The 15,562-nt window shown below is 59.4% G+C and carries 17 protein-coding genes and 1 pseudogene; 6 read left to right on the top strand and 12 right to left on the bottom strand.

Features of this window, described 5'->3' with window-relative positions; all coding sequences use genetic code 11:
* Nucleotides 1–7: 7 nt before the first annotated feature.
* The 3 genes from RW095_RS01430 to RW095_RS01420 all read right to left on the bottom strand — a co-directional run bounded on the left by RW095_RS01430 (nucleotide 8) and on the right by RW095_RS01420 (nucleotide 3,147).
* Nucleotides 8–355, bottom strand: coding sequence for a copper-binding protein (locus RW095_RS01430; RefSeq protein ID WP_317016686.1), 348 nt, complete (start codon nucleotides 353–355; stop codon nucleotides 8–10).
* A 61-nt stretch (nucleotides 356–416) separates the two neighbouring features.
* Nucleotides 417–1,712, bottom strand: coding sequence for a copper oxidase (locus RW095_RS01425; protein ID WP_317016015.1), 1,296 nt, complete (start codon nucleotides 1,710–1,712; stop codon nucleotides 417–419).
* 1 nt (nucleotide 1,713) lies between these two features.
* A complete protein-coding gene (locus RW095_RS01420; protein WP_317016013.1) occupies nucleotides 1,714–3,147 on the bottom strand; it encodes a TolC family protein in 1,434 nt (477 codons plus the stop codon).
* Between the two features lie 561 nt (nucleotides 3,148–3,708).
* On the opposite strand from RW095_RS01420, the gene RW095_RS01410 reads away from it, so the two are divergent.
* The 4 genes from RW095_RS01410 (at nucleotide 3,709) to RW095_RS01395 (ending at nucleotide 6,075) form a co-directional block, all read left to right on the top strand.
* Nucleotides 3,709–3,951: a hypothetical protein gene (locus RW095_RS01410; RefSeq protein WP_317016011.1), complete on the top strand. Its 243-nt coding sequence runs from the start codon at nucleotides 3,709–3,711 to the stop codon at nucleotides 3,949–3,951.
* Nucleotides 3,952–4,141: 190 nt separating this feature from the next.
* Nucleotides 4,142–4,339 carry a heavy-metal-associated domain-containing protein gene (locus RW095_RS01405; RefSeq protein WP_317016010.1) on the top strand — a complete coding sequence of 66 codons (198 nt, stop codon included), beginning with the start codon at nucleotides 4,142–4,144 and terminating at the stop codon, nucleotides 4,337–4,339.
* A gap of 24 nt (nucleotides 4,340–4,363) precedes the next feature.
* Nucleotides 4,364–5,326, top strand: a complete 963-nt coding sequence (locus RW095_RS01400; RefSeq protein WP_317016008.1) for a YVTN family beta-propeller repeat protein — start codon at nucleotides 4,364–4,366, stop codon at nucleotides 5,324–5,326.
* Nucleotides 5,327–5,349: 23 nt separating this feature from the next.
* Nucleotides 5,350–6,075, top strand: a complete 726-nt coding sequence (locus RW095_RS01395; protein ID WP_317016007.1) for a permease — start codon at nucleotides 5,350–5,352, stop codon at nucleotides 6,073–6,075.
* Nucleotides 6,076–6,537: 462 nt separating this feature from the next.
* Here the strand turns inward: RW095_RS01395 and RW095_RS01390 are convergent, their stop codons facing one another.
* Nucleotides 6,538–7,692 carry an IS110 family RNA-guided transposase gene (locus RW095_RS01390; protein ID WP_317016005.1) on the bottom strand — a complete coding sequence of 385 codons (1,155 nt, stop codon included), beginning with the start codon at nucleotides 7,690–7,692 and terminating at the stop codon, nucleotides 6,538–6,540.
* Nucleotides 7,693–8,030: 338 nt separating this feature from the next.
* Complete coding sequence (locus RW095_RS01385) at nucleotides 8,031–8,222, bottom strand: hypothetical protein (RefSeq protein ID WP_317016004.1); 192 nt, start codon at nucleotides 8,220–8,222, stop codon at nucleotides 8,031–8,033.
* A gap of 89 nt (nucleotides 8,223–8,311) precedes the next feature.
* On the opposite strand from RW095_RS01385, the gene copM reads away from it, so the two are divergent.
* Nucleotides 8,312–8,710, top strand: coding sequence for a CopM family metallochaperone (gene copM / locus RW095_RS01380; protein WP_317016002.1), 399 nt, complete (start codon nucleotides 8,312–8,314; stop codon nucleotides 8,708–8,710).
* 65 nt (nucleotides 8,711–8,775) lie between these two features.
* Nucleotides 8,776–9,917 (top strand): annotated as a pseudogene (locus tag RW095_RS01375) (Nramp family divalent metal transporter).
* Between the two features lie 157 nt (nucleotides 9,918–10,074).
* Here the strand turns inward: RW095_RS01375 and RW095_RS01370 are convergent.
* The 7 genes from RW095_RS01370 to RW095_RS01340 form a co-directional block, all read right to left on the bottom strand.
* Nucleotides 10,075–11,280 carry an MFS transporter gene (locus tag RW095_RS01370; RefSeq protein WP_317016685.1) on the bottom strand — a complete coding sequence of 402 codons (1,206 nt, stop codon included), beginning with the start codon at nucleotides 11,278–11,280 and terminating at the stop codon, nucleotides 10,075–10,077.
* A 95-nt stretch (nucleotides 11,281–11,375) separates the two neighbouring features.
* Nucleotides 11,376–11,588 carry a DUF1289 domain-containing protein gene (locus tag RW095_RS01365; protein WP_317016683.1) on the bottom strand — a complete coding sequence of 71 codons (213 nt, stop codon included), beginning with the start codon at nucleotides 11,586–11,588 and terminating at the stop codon, nucleotides 11,376–11,378.
* 9 nt (nucleotides 11,589–11,597) lie between these two features.
* Nucleotides 11,598–12,881, bottom strand: a complete 1,284-nt coding sequence (gene dmeF / locus RW095_RS01360; protein WP_317016001.1) for a CDF family Co(II)/Ni(II) efflux transporter DmeF — start codon at nucleotides 12,879–12,881, stop codon at nucleotides 11,598–11,600.
* Between the two features lie 12 nt (nucleotides 12,882–12,893).
* Nucleotides 12,894–13,169, bottom strand: coding sequence for a metal/formaldehyde-sensitive transcriptional repressor (locus RW095_RS01355; protein ID WP_317015999.1), 276 nt, complete (start codon nucleotides 13,167–13,169; stop codon nucleotides 12,894–12,896).
* Nucleotides 13,170–13,642: 473 nt separating this feature from the next.
* Complete coding sequence (locus RW095_RS01350) at nucleotides 13,643–13,996, bottom strand: hypothetical protein (RefSeq protein WP_317015998.1); 354 nt, start codon at nucleotides 13,994–13,996, stop codon at nucleotides 13,643–13,645.
* Nucleotides 13,997–14,152: 156 nt separating this feature from the next.
* On the bottom strand, nucleotides 14,153–14,890 hold the full coding sequence (locus tag RW095_RS01345; protein WP_394365056.1) for an SIR2 family NAD-dependent protein deacylase: 738 nt from the start codon (nucleotides 14,888–14,890) through the stop codon (nucleotides 14,153–14,155).
* 170 nt (nucleotides 14,891–15,060) lie between these two features.
* Complete coding sequence (locus RW095_RS01340; protein WP_317015995.1) at nucleotides 15,061–15,525, bottom strand: hypothetical protein; 465 nt, start codon at nucleotides 15,523–15,525, stop codon at nucleotides 15,061–15,063.
* Between the last annotated feature and the right edge of the window lie 37 nt (nucleotides 15,526–15,562).

Genomic DNA, 15,562 nt, shown 5'->3' with positions numbered 1-15,562 from the left:
TGAGCCGTTACTTCTTTTGCAGCTTGGTCACCGTCAGTGCGCCGTCTACTTCTTCGGCCACGAAATCAATCTTGTCGCCCACCTTGACCTGCGAAATCATTGCCGGGTCCTTGACCTTGAACACCATCGTCATGGCTTCCATGTTCAGGTTTTCCAGCGGGCCGTGCTTGATGGTCAGCTTCCCGGCTGCCGCGTCAACCTTCCTGATTTCGCCATGCGACATTCCGGCTTTTTCACCTGCCGGCTTGGCACTGCTGCCGCTCATTTCCATGTTGCCCATCTCGCCAGCCGCATATGCAGCGCCCGAAATCGCCAATGCGCAGCCAACTGCAATCGATGCAAATACCTTGTTCATCATTCTTTCTCCTGCGTTAGATAAAAGGTTGACCGGACTGCGTGTCCGACCAGGACAAAAATCAGCTGTCCGGCAACTCGCCGGTGTATTCGTAGGCAACCGTCCCTTTGGGGTGCTTGAACCAGCCCGGGTCCCGGTAGTCGTTTCGCCCCAGTCCCTCGCGAACCTTCACGACGCTAAACATGCCGCCCATCTCCAAAGGGCCAAAGGGGCCGGTGCCTGTCATCATCGGCAGCGTGTTATCGGGCAAGGGCATCTCCATCTCGCCCATTGCGCCACCCGTGCTGCCCATCGCCATGTAGTCCGGCACCAGCTTGTTGATGCGTTTTGCGAGGTCCTTCTGCGGGACGCCAATCAGGTTCGGTACCTGATGCCCCATCGCGTTCATCGTGTGGTGGGACTTGTGGCAGTGAAACGCCCAGTCGCCGGGCCGGTTGGCTGTGAATTCGATGACACGCATCTGGCCAACCGCGACATCAGCGGTCACTTCGGGCCATCGCGCAGCCGGCGGAATCCATCCGCCATCGGTGCCCGCGACCTCGAAGTGATATCCATGCAGATGGATGGGATGGTTGGTCATCGTCAGGTTGCCGAACCGGATGCGCACCCGGTCACCGGCACGGACCGGCAGCGGGTCGATGCCTGGAAAGACCCGTGAATTCCACGTCCACATGTTGAAGTCGGTCATCTCATTGACGCGCGGCGTGGAGCTCCCCGGGTCGATGTCATACGCGGACATGATGAACACGAAGTCGCGGTCGACCTGCATGACGCCCGGGTCTTTCGGATGAACGATGAACGTGCCCATCATTCCCATCGCCATCTGCACCATCTCGTCGGCGTGCGGGTGATACATGAAGGTGCCGTGCCTCTCCAGCTCGAATTCGTAGACGAACGTCTTGCCTGGAGGGATATGCGGTTGCGTGAGTCCTCCGACGCCATCCATGCCCGACGGCAACAGCATCCCGTGCCAGTGAACGGTGGTGTGCTCCGGCAGTTTGTTGGTCACGAAGATGCGGACCTTATCGCCTTCTACTGCCTCGATGGTTGGGCCCGGGGCCTGCCCGTTGTAACCCCAAAGATTGGCGTTCATGCCCGGCGCCATCTCGCGTACCACGGGCTCCGCAGTCAGGTGGAATTCCTTCCAGCCGTTCTTCATGCGCCACGGCAGCGACCAGCCGTTCAGCGTGGCAACGGGCGCAAACGGACGGCCATTGGGAGGCGCGTGAGGCGGCTGCATAGTGGCCTTGGCCATCGTGGGCGCCTCGGGCAGCGACGCAGCGCCAGCCTTACTCACCAATGCTGCTCCGAGCAGCGCGGCCCCCGAGCCGCCAAGAAAGTTTCGACGTGACACCATTTCATTTACCTTCAGAATCTGTAGGCGACGCCGGCTGCGTCGCGGGTGCGGATGACGACGAAGCCATCGCGAGCGGCGGGAGGCGGCCACCGACCGCCTGCTGCAGGTCGGTCTCCGCGAGCCAGTATTCCTTCAGCGCGTCGATATAGCTGTTCACTGCACCGACCTGGTCGCGCGAATCGGCAAGCAGCTCAAAAACGCTTGCGAGCATGCCGTTGTAGCGAAGCAGCATTTCGTCCGAAATGGTTTTCCGAATCGGTACGACTTCGTCGCGGTAGTGCTTCGCGATGTCGTAGTCGGTCATGTAGGCCGAGTACGACTCGCGAACTTCGGACCGTGCGTCAATCGCGGTCGCGGCGACGCGGTTGACCGACTGCATGTAAATCGCTTCGGCTCGGGCCACTTTCGAGCCACCCCAGTCGAAAATGGGAATCTCGACGCCGATTTCGTAGCCCTGTTCGTGGCCGTCGGATGTCGTGAAATTGTTCTGATACCCGACGTCCAGCGCGTTGATAAAACGCGTCGCTTTGCTCAGACCCAGTGACGATGCAACGCTCTGCGTCTGCAGCTTCGCCGCCTGGATGTCCAGCCGGTTCTGCATCGCGAAGCTCTCAAGGTCCTTCAGCTCTGGACGGTCCTTGGGCAGGTCCGGCAGACGGTCGGGCAGCTTGTACTGCGTGCTCGCTCCCCACAGGCCCATCGTGCGGGTCAGCTTCTCCCGGGCAGCGACAGACTGCTGTCGCGTCTTCGCCAGTTGCGCCACGGCATCCGCGTAGAACGCCTGCTCGCGCGCGTAGTCGAGCTTGCTGAAATTACCCGCCTGCTGCATCCGCAACGCGAGTTCGGCACCGGCCTCGGCGGAATCGTTTACCTGCTCGGCGTACGCGGCCGACTGCTGGGCCGCAACCGCGTTGACGTAGGCCCGGCGGGCGTCGGCCGCGACCTTGAGCATCGCATCTGCAGTCAGCAGCTTGGTCTGTTCGAAGCGGCGGCTCTCAATGCGCGTCGCCAACGGCATCGTCAGGACATTCAGCAAGCTGAGCGTGAAGGTTCTATTGATGCTCAGGGAGTCGTTCCCGTGCGCGCGACTGAACGTGAATCCCGGATTAGGCAGGCGTCCGGCCTGTACCAGGTCGGCCTCGGAGATGCCAAGCTCACCGTACGAAGCCTGCAGGCCGCGATTGTTCAGCAACGCAATCTGCACGGCGTCGTCCATGCCGAGCGGCTTTGAAAGAAGCTCCTGCGTCCGCTTTGCAACCGCCTCGCGGTCCTCGTCTGTCTTCACCAGCACGGCGTCCTTCCCAAGACGCTCCGATGCGGTCGTCGAAACGGTGTTAAAGCCGCCGTCCTTTGAAAAGGTGGTACAGCCGGCAAGAAACGTTAGTGCGGTGGCCGCAGCAACGACGCGGCCGCACGAAAAGAAGTGCCGCATCATTTGGCCGACTCCTCTTGATGAGAGGTGTGGTCGTTACTCTTGGCACCGGCGCCGCCGGAAGGCATCTGGCCGTGGCTCATCCCCGGCTTTCCAGGCGAGGTAGTTACTGCCCGGTTGAGCTCCTGCCAGCTGGGCGCTTTCTGGTCCCGGTATGGCTGATAGTCCGCAAAGACGGACGGCACGCTAGCCGTCGGAACCGATGCAGCCGCATCCGTCGGGTCAGGCAATGCAGTAGTGGCGTGCACGAGCGCCGGCAACAATGCCGCCGCCCCGGCTAGCGCCGCGATAAACATTCGCATGGATTTTCTCGTCGTAAGTCACCTGGATAGCCGACAGGCCATCAGGTCGAAATTTCGCATCGCGGCTACGGCCGCGACAGAAGGACTAGACGAGGGAGATTCGGGGAGGACGTTCGATGCCGCCGGTCAGGAACGACGTGATGCGGTCGGAGCGGGGAATCGGAAGAGCAAAATGAACAGCGGCGGCGGATGTCGCCACCGTGGCGGCGCCCGGCAAAGCTCCGCCGAAACAGCAGGATGCGCATGTCGAGCACGAATGAGCATGGTGCACATCGCCGCCTTGGGGATGGCTGTGATGGTCGCTGCCAGCCACTGTCACATCATGCGTGTGATGGTGCGGGAGCGACTCATCAGCGTCTTCATGGTGCGCAGACGCGACTTCATTCCCGAAATGCGACGACCCGCATTTCATGGAGACGGCCGCGAACGACTGAACCGGAAGGCTCAGTATCAGCAGCACGACGACGAAGAGTTTGCGCCAATAGGACATGGTCCAGAAGTCTAGCACGCAGTTCTGGAAGGCTGTAAGACAGTGACCGTGTCAGTGTGTAACTGCGCTCTGGCGATTTCACTCTCTGTTTTCTGCGCCCCTCTGACCTGCGACGACGACTTGCGAGCAGACGCGTCGCAGTACTTGACCTTCCCGCCATGGGAAGGTTCAAGCTTGGGCTTCCAATTTGCTAATGGAGCAGAAAATGGAGTTCGAAGTCAAAGATATGTCATGCGGCGGGTGCGCAAACTCAATCACGCGCGCGGTCAACAGTGTTGACCCGGCAGCCAGGCTGGACATCGATGTCACCACCAAAGTCGTGAAAATCGATTCGACGCTGCCATTGGACCGACTGGTCGCCGTCATCGAACAGGCAGGATTCCATCCCACGGTCAAAGGCTGACGACGCCCCACGGAGGTAGACGAAATGCGGCTCCCGATTTGTGCGTTACTGTTCGCCTTGGGGTTTCAGCTTCCGGCGCACGCTGAAAACGTTATCGTACTGAATTCAGCCGACGCCAGCGTAAGCCTGATTGACGAGGCGACGCAGAAAGTCGTCGACACGATTGCTGTCGGCAAGGAACCCCATCACCTCATGGCGACGCCCGACAATCAGTCGTTGATTGTCGCGAACTCGGTTGCCAACAATCTCGTCTTTCTCGACCCGAAAACGGGGAAAGTCCAGCGCTGGCTTCAAGGCATCGAGGACCCATATCAACTCGGATTCTCCTACGACCGTAAATGGTTCGTCACGAACGGCTTGCGCCTTGACCGTGTGGACATCTACCACTACGACGGAAAAAACTTCGCGCTCGCCAAGCGCGTGCCGCTAGCTGCGATGCCGAGCCACATGATTTTCTCTGCTGACAGCAAGATGGTTTTCGTCACGCTGCAGGTCTCAGGCGAGGTCGCGGCGATTGACTTGGCAACCCAAACCGTGCTTTGGAAAATGCCCGCCGGCAAGTCGCCCGCCGGTCTCTGGCTCACGCCGGGGGACAAATACCTGTTGATTGGCATGACCGGCGCGGACTACGTCGCAGTCATCGACTGGCGGGCGCGCAAAATCGTGAAGACCATCCATACCGACAAGGGTGCGCACAACTTCCGGTCGCTCGTCGACGGACAGCACATTCTGGTGTCGAACCGGGTCGGCAGCACTATCAGCATTCTCGACCAGAACACGCTGACCAATGTGGGCACCATCAACGGTTTGCTTGCTGGTCCCGATGACATGGAACTGACGCCCGACAAACGATACCTGTGGGTGACCTTCCGGTTCACCCGCTACGTCGGCGTCATCGATATGAAAACCCACAAGCTCGTTAACACCATCAAGGTCGGAAAATCGCCTCACGGTATCTACTTCTATAGCCGCGCGCCGCTCATATAGGAGCTTCCACGCTGGAGGTTGCGATGCAGATTATCACTGCCCTCGGTCATGCCCTCTGGATGGCCTTCACGATGTTCTGGCAGATATTCTGGGGATTGAGTCTCGGCTTCCTGTTCTCCGCCGTAATTGAAGTCGTGGTCTCGAAGTCCGAGATGTCCAGGCTTCTACCTGACGCATCTCCCCGGTCGCTGACCGTCGCCAGTCTGCTCGGTGCCGCGTCCTCCTCCTGCTCCTACGCCGCCGTCGCGATGGCACGCTCCATGCGCGAGGGCGGCGACTTCACGTCATCAATGGCGTTCCAGTTCGCCGCGACGAATCTCGTGCTCGAACTTGGCGTACTGATGTGGGTACTGATTTCGTGGCAGTTTGCCGGCGCTGAATTCATAGGTGGACCCATCATGATTGTCGTTCTGGTACTGCTCTTCCGGTTCTTTCTCAAGGACTCGCTGAAGAAGGACTCTATCGAGCAGGCAAATAAGGGAATCGCCGGCAGCATGGAAGGTCATGCGGCCATGTCGATGGGCGAACAGCACGGGAGCTGGAAGCAACGTCTCGCTTCACGGGAGGGGTGGACAGCCATCAGCCACAGCTACGTGATGAACTGGTCGATGCTGTGGCGCGACATTGGTATCGGGCTACTCGTCGCGGGCGCTCTCGGCGCATGGGTGCCCGACAGCTTCTGGCAGAAGTATTTTCTCGTCAGCCATCCTTCTATGAGCAGGAAGTTGTCAAGGCCCTTCGCGAACTGACTCACAAATCATCGATCAAGCGTGTCACCATCCGGATCGAAACATCGTTGCGGGGTCAAGGGCAGGCGAAGCCTGGCGCAGCGGACCCTTGACGCTGTGAGATGGCGATATGCTGGCGCATGATTGTGAGCGCGAGTCATTGCGCTCACAATCATGCAAACGCGTTTGCGCGGCATGTTCCCGGGAACTTCCACCGCCGTCAGCAATTGCCACGATCCGTTCAATATTCCAAGTCTGAAGCCGATCTTCGCGCGCGTAAGACACCAACGTCTCACAACCTTCTATCCGCTGGCGCGTGGCCAGCCTCATCCTGCATGCGCGTTGCGCTGGGATTCCACCAGGAGCATGCCCCATCTAAAACATCGGTTACGTCGGTAACCCAGGATGGCTACGGGCATGTTCACTTCAAACCGCCAATACACGGGAGTTTCGGACCTTGCATTATTGCGCTACGTTGCCTGCTCAAGTCGACTTCAACTGCGCACCATCGGGTATTACCCCGTCCTTGAGATAACGCCACAACGCGATTGCGAGGCGTCGTGCCACCGCGACGATGGCAATGCGCCGCGCGCGACGATTCGGTCCAGTGCCCTGCGTGCGTTGGTTGAACCACTGCGTCAGCGCGCTGTCCGGCTGGTAACGCAGCCAGCACCACGCGATCTCGACGAGCAGGGCGCGCACCCGTCGATTGCCCTGCCTGCTGATGCCCTGGTCCACCTGGCTCTCGCCGCTGTTGTAGGGCTGCGGCACCAGTCCGACGCACGCACCTACCTGACGCCGGTTGGTGAACTCCCGCCAGAACAGTTCGAGCGCGAGGCGCGACGCGCCTACTGGCCCGATAGCCTTCAGCCGCGCTAGCTGATCAATTCGCTCGCGCGCAGGCGAAGGCAGACTCGCTTGCCGCGTCTTCTCAAGTACCGCGAGTTGCTGCTCGACGAGCGCCAGTCGCTCACATTCGCGCAGCAGCCGTTCCCGTAATTCGGGCGGCAACGGCGCGCCGTCATGACACATCACCTGGCCACAGGCGAGCTGACCGGCGAAAGCCTTGTGGTCGACGTTGTGCCAGCAACCGACTGTGACCAGCAGTTTGCGCATACGGTCGTGGTGCTGCAGTACCTCCTTCTGCAGTTGCCCGCGATCGCGCATCAGATGACGGGACGCTTCATCCTGCGGCGACGGTACGTGAACCACGTGCATACGGTCGCGCTCGCCGCGCAGCCATGCGCGCAGGTTGATGACCAGCTTGATTGCATCGAGCCGGTCGGTCTTCGCGCGCCGCCTGTGACGTTCGACCGGAATGCTGGCCGGATCGACGACATAGCACTCGATACCGTGCGCCTGGAGCGCGCGACAGATCCAGAACGCGTCCTGCCCGGCTTCGTAGCTCACGACGATGCGCACGCCGGCTGGTAGCGACCACTTCTCCCTGTGCCCTTCGATCAGTGCCAGCACGGCCTGGAGGCGGGCTGCGGCTTGCGGCTGTGCCACCGTGTGCACCGCTGGCTTGTCGCGCCGGCCGTCGTGCAGCGCGACCTTCCAGTTTGCTGCCGCCAGTTCAAGTGACACCGCGAGCAACTGTTCCTCGCTACCCGTCGTAAAGGTCTGATCCGTGCGCATGATGCTCTCCTTGTAGCAGGGTTCGACAGACTGATTTTATCGATCAGTTCGCCGGCGAATCTCCCGTTACATAGGATCTACGGCCGCGATGATTTGGCCGCGTTTGTCGGCCCACTGATTGCTGTTTCGTCCTTTACCTGTTCGGTCGGGAACGTGCCACTCGCGCAGTGCTGTGGAACGGTGGCATCAGCTTCGGTGGGGTGGCTCTTTCATCTTCGGCGACCTCATCATTCTTCCCATCCTCAACATCTACAGGAAGTACTACGGCGGTAGGATGACTGCGTTTCTGGCCGTTACCTTTTATGTCGCGATGGGTCGCGGCCGCATTGGTAGTTGAGTCACTGTTCCAGCTGCTTGGATGGGTTCCGAAGGAACGGCATACGGCAGTCGTCGATGCAGCAATTACTTTCAACTACACCACCGTGCTCGACATCATCTTCGGCGCCGTCTTTCTCATTCTGATGGTCGTCTTTTTCAGGACCGGCGGCCCCGGGATGATGCGAATGATGGAAGGCGGGAACCATGTCCATGGTCCGCGCGGAAGCCATAGCTCTCGTGACCATGCACACCATCAACACGGTGGCCACTCGAAATGACCTTTCTTATAAGGAGATTCAAGATGAAGAGCCTTCTCGCTCTGCGCGCCGCGTCCATTTGCGCGGGCCTCGTATTGACTGTTGCGGCATATCCCGCCAGCGCGCAACAAGGCGCATCCATGCCGGGGATGAACATGTCCAGTTCGGCCGATAGCGGTTCGAGCGCGTCAACGCCAGCGTTCAAGGAAGCGGATGAAAAGATGATGAAGGAGATGAGCGCACCTCCATACAGTGGCGATACCGACAAGGACTTTGTGGCTCACATGATTCCTCATCATCGGGGCGCCATCGATATGGCGAAGGTGGAACTGAAGTACGGCAAGGACCCCGACATGAAGCGACTGGCCAAAAGCATCATCAAGGCACAGAATGAGGAAATTGCGTACATGAAGAAGTGGCAGGCCAAGCACGCTGGCGAATGATGTTGCAATGCGCAGACAGACTGCTTACCCGCAGTGCGTGCAGCCGTTAACAGGCTGGAGTGGCAATGGACGACCGTGCTCGTCGCAAGGACCGACGTAAACCGCTGACGGAGCAAACGACGTTGGCGATACGGGAGCGACTCGAAGGTCGGGGCGCGCGGGTGTTCCTGCCATTTTTCGGCCCGGCAGTGGTCGTCTCAATCGCCTACATGGACCCGGGGAACTTCGCGACGAACATTCAGGCTGGCGCGAAGTACGGCTATACGCTCCTCTGGCTTGTGCTACTGGCAAATCTGATAGCCATGCTGTTTCAGGCGCTTTCAGCGAAGCTCGGGATAGTGACCGGGCAAAACCTCGCTGAGCTCTGCCGCGAACACAGTTGTTTGAGCGTGCCGGTTTCCGTCCACTCGAACTTGCAATTGGGGGACTGGTCGGTGTGATTGGCTTGTCTTACGTGGCCGAGCTATTCATCGTACCGGTCGGTTGGCCAGCAGTCTTCACGCATACGTTTTCGCCGCGTCTTCCGAATTCAGAGGCTCTCACGATTGCTGTCGGTATTATTGGCGCCACGGTTATGCCACATGCACTGTTTCTCCATTTGGGGCTAACCCAAAATCGGGTTCCACCAAAGACAGAAGCTGAACGTACCACGCTGCTGGCATATTCGAACGTCGAGGTCGTCATCGCACTGACCACCGCCGGCCTTATCAATATGGCCATGGTCATCATGGCTTCCGGTGCATTCCAAGTGGGTCATCCTGATGTCGCCGAAATCGAAACGGCGTATCACACCCTGGCGCCTCTGTTGGGCATAGGGGCTGCGGGTATTTTTCTCCTCGCGCTAATCGCTTCCGGAATATCCAGTTCGGTCGTGGGCACGATGGCCGGCCAGATGATTATGCAGGGCTTCGTTGGTTTTCGTATCCCTCTTTGGGTGCGAAGAGTTGTGACGATGGTGCCCGGTTTTGCAGTTGTCGGTTTCGGGGTGAACGCTACGAATGCGCTTGTCATCAGCCAGGTCGTGTTGAGTCTTGCCCTGCCGTTTCCGGTGATGGCGTTGCTTTGGTTTAGCAGCAGGTGGAACGTCATGGGCGTTCGTAAGAATCGCGCTTTTACTACCGTCTTAGCCACGGCGGCGGCGATTGCGGTTCTGTCGCTCAATGCTCTCCTCCTGCTACAGACTTTTGGAGTAGCACTTCCAGGATAATTGCGGCTTGAACGGCACGGGAGTACCCCGGGGGCTCGAATGGAAACTAGCGCTAGTGACCGGAGAACCGTTTATGTCTTGCGATTGCGACCACGCGTCAGCGAACACTGAAGGCGAACGGAATGCGCACCTTCACATCGCCTGAAAGTACGCTGACTCAGCCGCCCGCAGCTGTCGCTGGCGTCCGTCCGGACAAAAGCAACGCGATGGTCAGGACGCAGAAACCTGCTCCCGCGTAGAACGTGGCCGCTGCACCCAAGCGGTCCCACAAGGCGCCCGCGATAACGCTGGACACAAGCGTAACGACACCGCTTAGCAAATTGAAGAAACCGAATGCGGTACCGCGCAGTTGCGCCGGCGCGGTGTGAGCAACCATTGTGGCCAGCAACCCCTGCGTCACCCCCATGTGCAGGCCCCACAGCGCGACCCCCACGAGCACCACGCTCCAATGCGTGCCGTGGGCGAGCACCACGTCTGATGCCATCAATATGACGAGGCCCGCAACCAGCAATCGAGTGTGGCTCATCGTGTCGGCGAATTTCCCGAACGGGTAGGCCGACAGCGCATACACGACGTTCATTGCGACCATCACGAGCGGAACCAGCGCAATTGGCAAGCCACTTCCCATCGCGCGCAACACGAGGAAAGCTTCACTGAACCGGGCGAGAGCGAAAACCCCGCCGACTACGACCACCCACCAGTAGCTGGTGCCGAGCTGCCTGATGCTGTCCCAGCGAATCGGATTGACCCGCTTTGCACCCGGCTCCCGCGCGGGCTCATCGATGCCAAATGTCAGCAGGGCGACAGCGAGCAGGCCAGGAATGACAGCGAGCCAGAAGGCGAGCCGGAAGTTGTCTGCCCACACGAGCATGATGACAACGGCCAGCAGCGGCCCAAGGAACGCGCCGATGGTATCCAGCGACTGGCGAAGCCCGAATGCAGCGCCTCGCAGATGGGGTGGCGTGACATCTGCTACGAGCGCATCGCGCGGCGCGCCTCGGATGCCTTTGCCCACCCGGTCCACGATGCGCGCGGTCACCACAATGCCGATGGTCGGCGCGACTGCAAAAAGCGGTTTACTTAGCGCACCCAGCCCGTACCCAGCAACCGCGAGCCACTTCCGATTGCCGAGATAGTCGCTGAGGGTCCCTGAGAACATCTTGACGATAGGGGCTGTCGCCTCAGCGATGCCTTCGATGAAGCCAATCGTCGTTGCACTGGCACCGAGACTTGCCATCAAGAACATCGGCAACAGACTGTGGATGATTTCGGACGAGACATCCATGAACAGGCTGACACAGCCAAGTACCCAGACGCTTCGCGGAATTTGCCTTAGAACACTGACTCGTTGTTCAGTCTGCATGGAACCCATATTTCCTAATGAGCCGGTGCGGTTCGGTCGCGCAGGGGATTGAAGCCAGTCACGAGAATGAAGCTGTGACGGCGCTCCTTGTCGATTCAGGTGTCCGGCGTTCGCGGTTGCTCGGTTAACAACGCTGGCGATTCGAGGTGCAGGTTGGCCTGCCGCCGCGCCCGGTCGTTAATCACCTGACGGCGCCGGTCGTCGGTCATCTTCTTCCACGCCCGCATTTCATCGAGTGTGCGAAAACACCCGTCGCACAATTTGGTCTTGCCGTCGAAAGCACAAACATCGATGCATGGCGACTTGATTGAGACGGGTCAGGCCGCCGAGTGTGAAGGTTGCACTTCAACGGTGACGTGCGACAGCCCCTTGAAGCGCTCGAGCACCGCGTGATAGAAGCGCGAATCACGCTTGGGTTCACCCGTTGCCACTGAGACCACTGCACTCATGTGACCCGGACCCACCCGCCAAACATGCAGGTCGACGACCTTGTCGCCGCGGTCCTCGATAGCGTGACGCACGTTCTCCGCCATACGTCGGTCGGAGTTCATGTCGAGCAGGATTGCGCCAGTGTCCCGCATCAAGCCGTACGACCAGTTTGCAATCACCAGCGCGCCGATGACACCGGCGAGCGGGTCCATCCAGAGCCAGCCAAATGCGCGAGCCAGTACGAGGCCGATGATAGCCAGCACGGAGACCGCCGCATCCGCTATCACGTGGATGTAGGCCGACCGGATGTTGTGGTCGCGGGTGGCGGCTTCGTGCTCATCGTCGTGGTGCTCATGCTCTTCGAATTCCACCTCATGCTCGCCGTCTGGCATCCGCACGATGGCCTTGAAGGCGTGCGGCTCAGGAATGTCTTCCTTCGATTCCAGATAGCCGCCCCGGTCCGCCAGAGCGAATACCTGTTGCGTGCCACCGGGTCGCACCGTCGTAACGGACACCGCTGAAGCGTCCAGTCGCGTACCCTCCGTCGCTGGTGTAATCCGAAAGACGGGCGGTACGCCATCCTCGAAGATGGAAACAGCAAACGCACCGGACGGCGCAAAAATCTTCTGCACCTCGTCTTCATGAGCGTGGTCGTCGTGACCATGAGCATGACCGTGTCCGTGGCTATGACCATGGCTATGGCCGTGGTCGCCGCCGCTCAGCAGCCAAACGCTTGCCAGATTAACCAGCAGGCCGACCACCGCGATAGGAATCGCTTCGCCGAAGTGAATGGGCACCGGCGACAGGAAACGCGAGACCGCCTCGTAGCCAATCAGCAGCGCAATCATTGCAAGTACGATAGCGCTCGTGAACCCTGCGAGGTCACCAAGCTTGCCGGTACCAAACACGAAGCGGGAATCCTTGGCGTGCTTGCGCGCGTAGGTGTAGGCAAGTGCCGCAATCAGCATCGCGCCGGCATGCGTCGACATATGCAAGCCGTCGGCGACAAGCGCAAGCGAGCCGAACATACTGCCGCCGACGATTTCAATTAGCATCATCGCGCTGCACAGCGCAATCACGGCCCACGTCTTGCGTTCATTCTTTTCATGACCGGCACCCAGGAAGATGTGGTCATGTCCTGCGCCGAACGCGGCGTCCTTAAAATCACTCATTTCCAACCCCAATCACTTGAAATAGCTGTGAACAACTTCGATGAGTTGTTCCGTCGCGCTGCCACCGGGCTCCTCGCTGTTATCGGCATCGACGAGATGGTTCCGGATGTGGTCCTCCAGCACGACGGCAAGCAGGCCGTTCATCGCTCCTCGGCAGCTCGTTATCCGCTGCAGAACGTCTACACAGCCGTGCTCTTCTTCGAGTGCCCGCTCAATTGCTTCCACTTGCCCCTTAATGCGGCGTACCCGGTTTAGAAGTTTCTGCTTTTCCTGAATAGTGTGGCCCAACGTACCCTCCTTTTGATACCCCCATGGGGTATCGGCTCGAGGCGAAGTGTAGCATAGGGGGTTGGGGTATCTGCCGTCAGCCACCTGCCGCTTGCCGACCTTGTTTTGCAGAGGAAAGGCGCCAGACCGCACGCGGACTAGAATGGAAAGCGGCGTTAAGTGACCGGGGAACCGACTAGGAGTTGCGATTGCGGCCGCGCGTCAGCAAACACCGAAAACGAACGGAAGACGCTTCGCGTCGCGCTTGTGTTGAACGTTCGTTGTCGGCATGGCGGCCGGCCTTTGGGCCCAGTCAAGTGGATTGATGGCGGACGAGAGATTGCTCAAAGCTAAGAAGGTGAATTCGGGGGGAGGGTCGGTGCATGGTCGCCGAGAACCGAGCGCCCGTACCGTTAATGTCTGTCACCGAGGAACGCCTTGAGTGAAGCTGGGCCCGCTGGGGGACTGGCCGGCTTCCTCAGCGGGTGCGTTCGCTAATCTTCGGTCGCAGCCTGTAGCAGTTGCCGCGTGCGCTTCATGACCCATGCCACCTCACATTGGGAAAAGTCCCACTCGCCCGAGTCGACCTTCAACCTCACGCCTTTCTCGGCGCGGGTCAACGCCACGTCTGGCGAGAGACCAGAGGTAGCAATCTTTCGCGACGCGTATGCGGAAAACTGACCAGCGAGGTCCTCGCACGCGTCATAACGTACCCACAGTTGCTCGTCCGTGAGACCGCATTGATAACGTCCATCGAGTTCGCGAACGAGAATTTTTGGTTGAACCCCGGTTACAGAACCTAGGTCCGGGTCTCTCGGAAAATCATCAGGCACACGTCGGTCCGTCATCTCGTCCTCTATAGCTGTGGCAACTGCCGAGTCGGTGTGACCATCGGACACGCCTCGTATGTAGTCGCCCCGCGCGCTATTTCGCTCAGCAGAGCGCGAACCACCTGGCTGCCGAGGTGTACCCGCACTATGCGGTTGAGTGTGATTTACGAAAACTCACAACTGGGTGTCAAGCATTTTGAGCGTCGCAGCGGCGGCGCCTTCTAGACCGACTCCATCCGACGGTTTCGTGTTCGACTCCCGAGGGTTGATTCGAATGAGCCTATGCCCCGAGAATCGTTCGCTGAAACGTCGTACCGTCGGTAAGGCTCTCCCGGCGCCCACTTCCACAACAACCAGCTTTGACACGGAAGAAATCCAGGCTGCGAGTCGCTGCTGCTGTTTCTCATAGGGAAGGCCGACCCAACCCCAGTCTCCGAACATCAGGATATTCGGACGCGCGAGAGCGCCACATCTTGGGCAACGGGGCATCGGGCTCTCCAACTCGGAGATTGTTTCATTGACGAGCGGATGAAAATCTGTCGCCGACCACGTATCGTCCGCACAGGTCTCCAGACATTGGAGCGCGTGAATCGACCCATGGCATTCGTGCACACGGTGTTCCGGGAACCCGGCCTTTTGGAATTGCCCATCGACGTTGCTCGTGAACACGAACGCGCCATGACTCATTCGGTCCGCCCATCTGCGTAATATCGCAAAGCCTTCGTGTGGGACGGTCTCACGATACAGCCTCAATCGGTGCCCGTAAAAGCCCCACGCGAGTTCCGGATGCTCCGCAAACCTTGCTGGGTTTGCCATATCCTCGAACGAGAGACCTTGACGCCGAAGCGCGGGGTACGCTCGCCAGAAACCTTCCTGACCGCGGAAATCTGGAAGGCCCGAGTCGACGCCCATACCGGCGCCAGCTGTGATGAGCAGACCGTCTGCTTCTCGCAGCCAGCCAGCCGCCTTTTCAAGCTTCTCATCTTCCGAATCCGACACATCGACTCTCCGATTAGATTGCGGCGGCTGCGTTCATCGTCTAGCGTGTGCCTGCGCTCCGTTAGCCAACGGTAAATATGTAGTCAGTTCGCAGCGGACTTGGTGCGAACAGCGGCTGGCTCACCCGCTTCCTTGAACATCTCATCTATCAGGTCTTGCACGACGCCATCGGCATTGGGAAACTGGTGCAGCACGGAATTCTTCCAGTGCCCAGATGCGATAAGACCACCGCTCGGCGCCTTGTAAAAGCGGATGTCCATTGAACGCAGGTACATGACGATGTCCCAGCGCCAACTGTCGGTGTAGGTGACGTTCATCTCGGCTTTGTCACAGGCCGGGGCGTGCAACACAGACACCCCGTGATTTTCCAAGTTGCGTTGGATGGCTGCGTCCATATCCGCCGACCTACCACCATGCGCGGTAAAGCGCGCTGTTGTCATCAACGAGCTCTTCACCTGCGGCCCCGCAGTAACGTTTTGGGTTGTGGAGCAGCCAGGAAGGATGACCAGCGCCGAAACAACAGCAACCAGTGAAACCAGAGTGCGCATTTTATTTTCCTGTTTGAATGCAACGACGGCACTCTGA

This window comes from Paraburkholderia kirstenboschensis, from assembly GCF_032806925.1.
Taxonomy (GTDB): domain Bacteria; phylum Pseudomonadota; class Gammaproteobacteria; order Burkholderiales; family Burkholderiaceae; genus Paraburkholderia; species Paraburkholderia kirstenboschensis.
This window is presented reverse-complemented; position numbering and strand designations above follow the sequence as displayed.

Coding starts and splice junctions, on each gene's coding strand:
- RW095_RS01430 (WP_317016686.1), bottom strand. CDS start 355: ATGAACAAGGTATTTGCATCGATTGCAGTTGGCTGCGCATTGGCGATT.
- RW095_RS01425 (WP_317016015.1), bottom strand. CDS start 1,712: ATGGTGTCACGTCGAAACTTTCTTGGCGGCTCGGGGGCCGCGCTGCTC.
- RW095_RS01420 (WP_317016013.1), bottom strand. CDS start 3,147: ATGATGCGGCACTTCTTTTCGTGCGGCCGCGTCGTTGCTGCGGCCACC.
- RW095_RS01410 (WP_317016011.1), top strand. CDS start 3,709: ATGGTGCACATCGCCGCCTTGGGGATGGCTGTGATGGTCGCTGCCAGC.
- RW095_RS01405 (WP_317016010.1), top strand. CDS start 4,142: ATGGAGTTCGAAGTCAAAGATATGTCATGCGGCGGGTGCGCAAACTCA.
- RW095_RS01400 (WP_317016008.1), top strand. CDS start 4,364: ATGCGGCTCCCGATTTGTGCGTTACTGTTCGCCTTGGGGTTTCAGCTT.
- RW095_RS01395 (WP_317016007.1), top strand. CDS start 5,350: ATGCAGATTATCACTGCCCTCGGTCATGCCCTCTGGATGGCCTTCACG.
- RW095_RS01390 (WP_317016005.1), bottom strand. CDS start 7,692: ATGCGCACGGATCAGACCTTTACGACGGGTAGCGAGGAACAGTTGCTC.
- RW095_RS01385 (WP_317016004.1), bottom strand. CDS start 8,222: ATGGACATGGTTCCCGCCTTCCATCATTCGCATCATCCCGGGGCCGCC.
- copM (WP_317016002.1), top strand. CDS start 8,312: ATGAAGAGCCTTCTCGCTCTGCGCGCCGCGTCCATTTGCGCGGGCCTC.
- RW095_RS01370 (WP_317016685.1), bottom strand. CDS start 11,280: ATGCAGACTGAACAACGAGTCAGTGTTCTAAGGCAAATTCCGCGAAGC.
- dmeF (WP_317016001.1), bottom strand. CDS start 12,881: ATGAGTGATTTTAAGGACGCCGCGTTCGGCGCAGGACATGACCACATC.
- RW095_RS01350 (WP_317015998.1), bottom strand. CDS start 13,996: ATGACGGACCGACGTGTGCCTGATGATTTTCCGAGAGACCCGGACCTA.
- RW095_RS01345 (WP_394365056.1), bottom strand. CDS start 14,890: ATGGGCGTCGACTCGGGCCTTCCAGATTTCCGCGGTCAGGAAGGTTTC.
- RW095_RS01340 (WP_317015995.1), bottom strand. CDS start 15,525: ATGCGCACTCTGGTTTCACTGGTTGCTGTTGTTTCGGCGCTGGTCATC.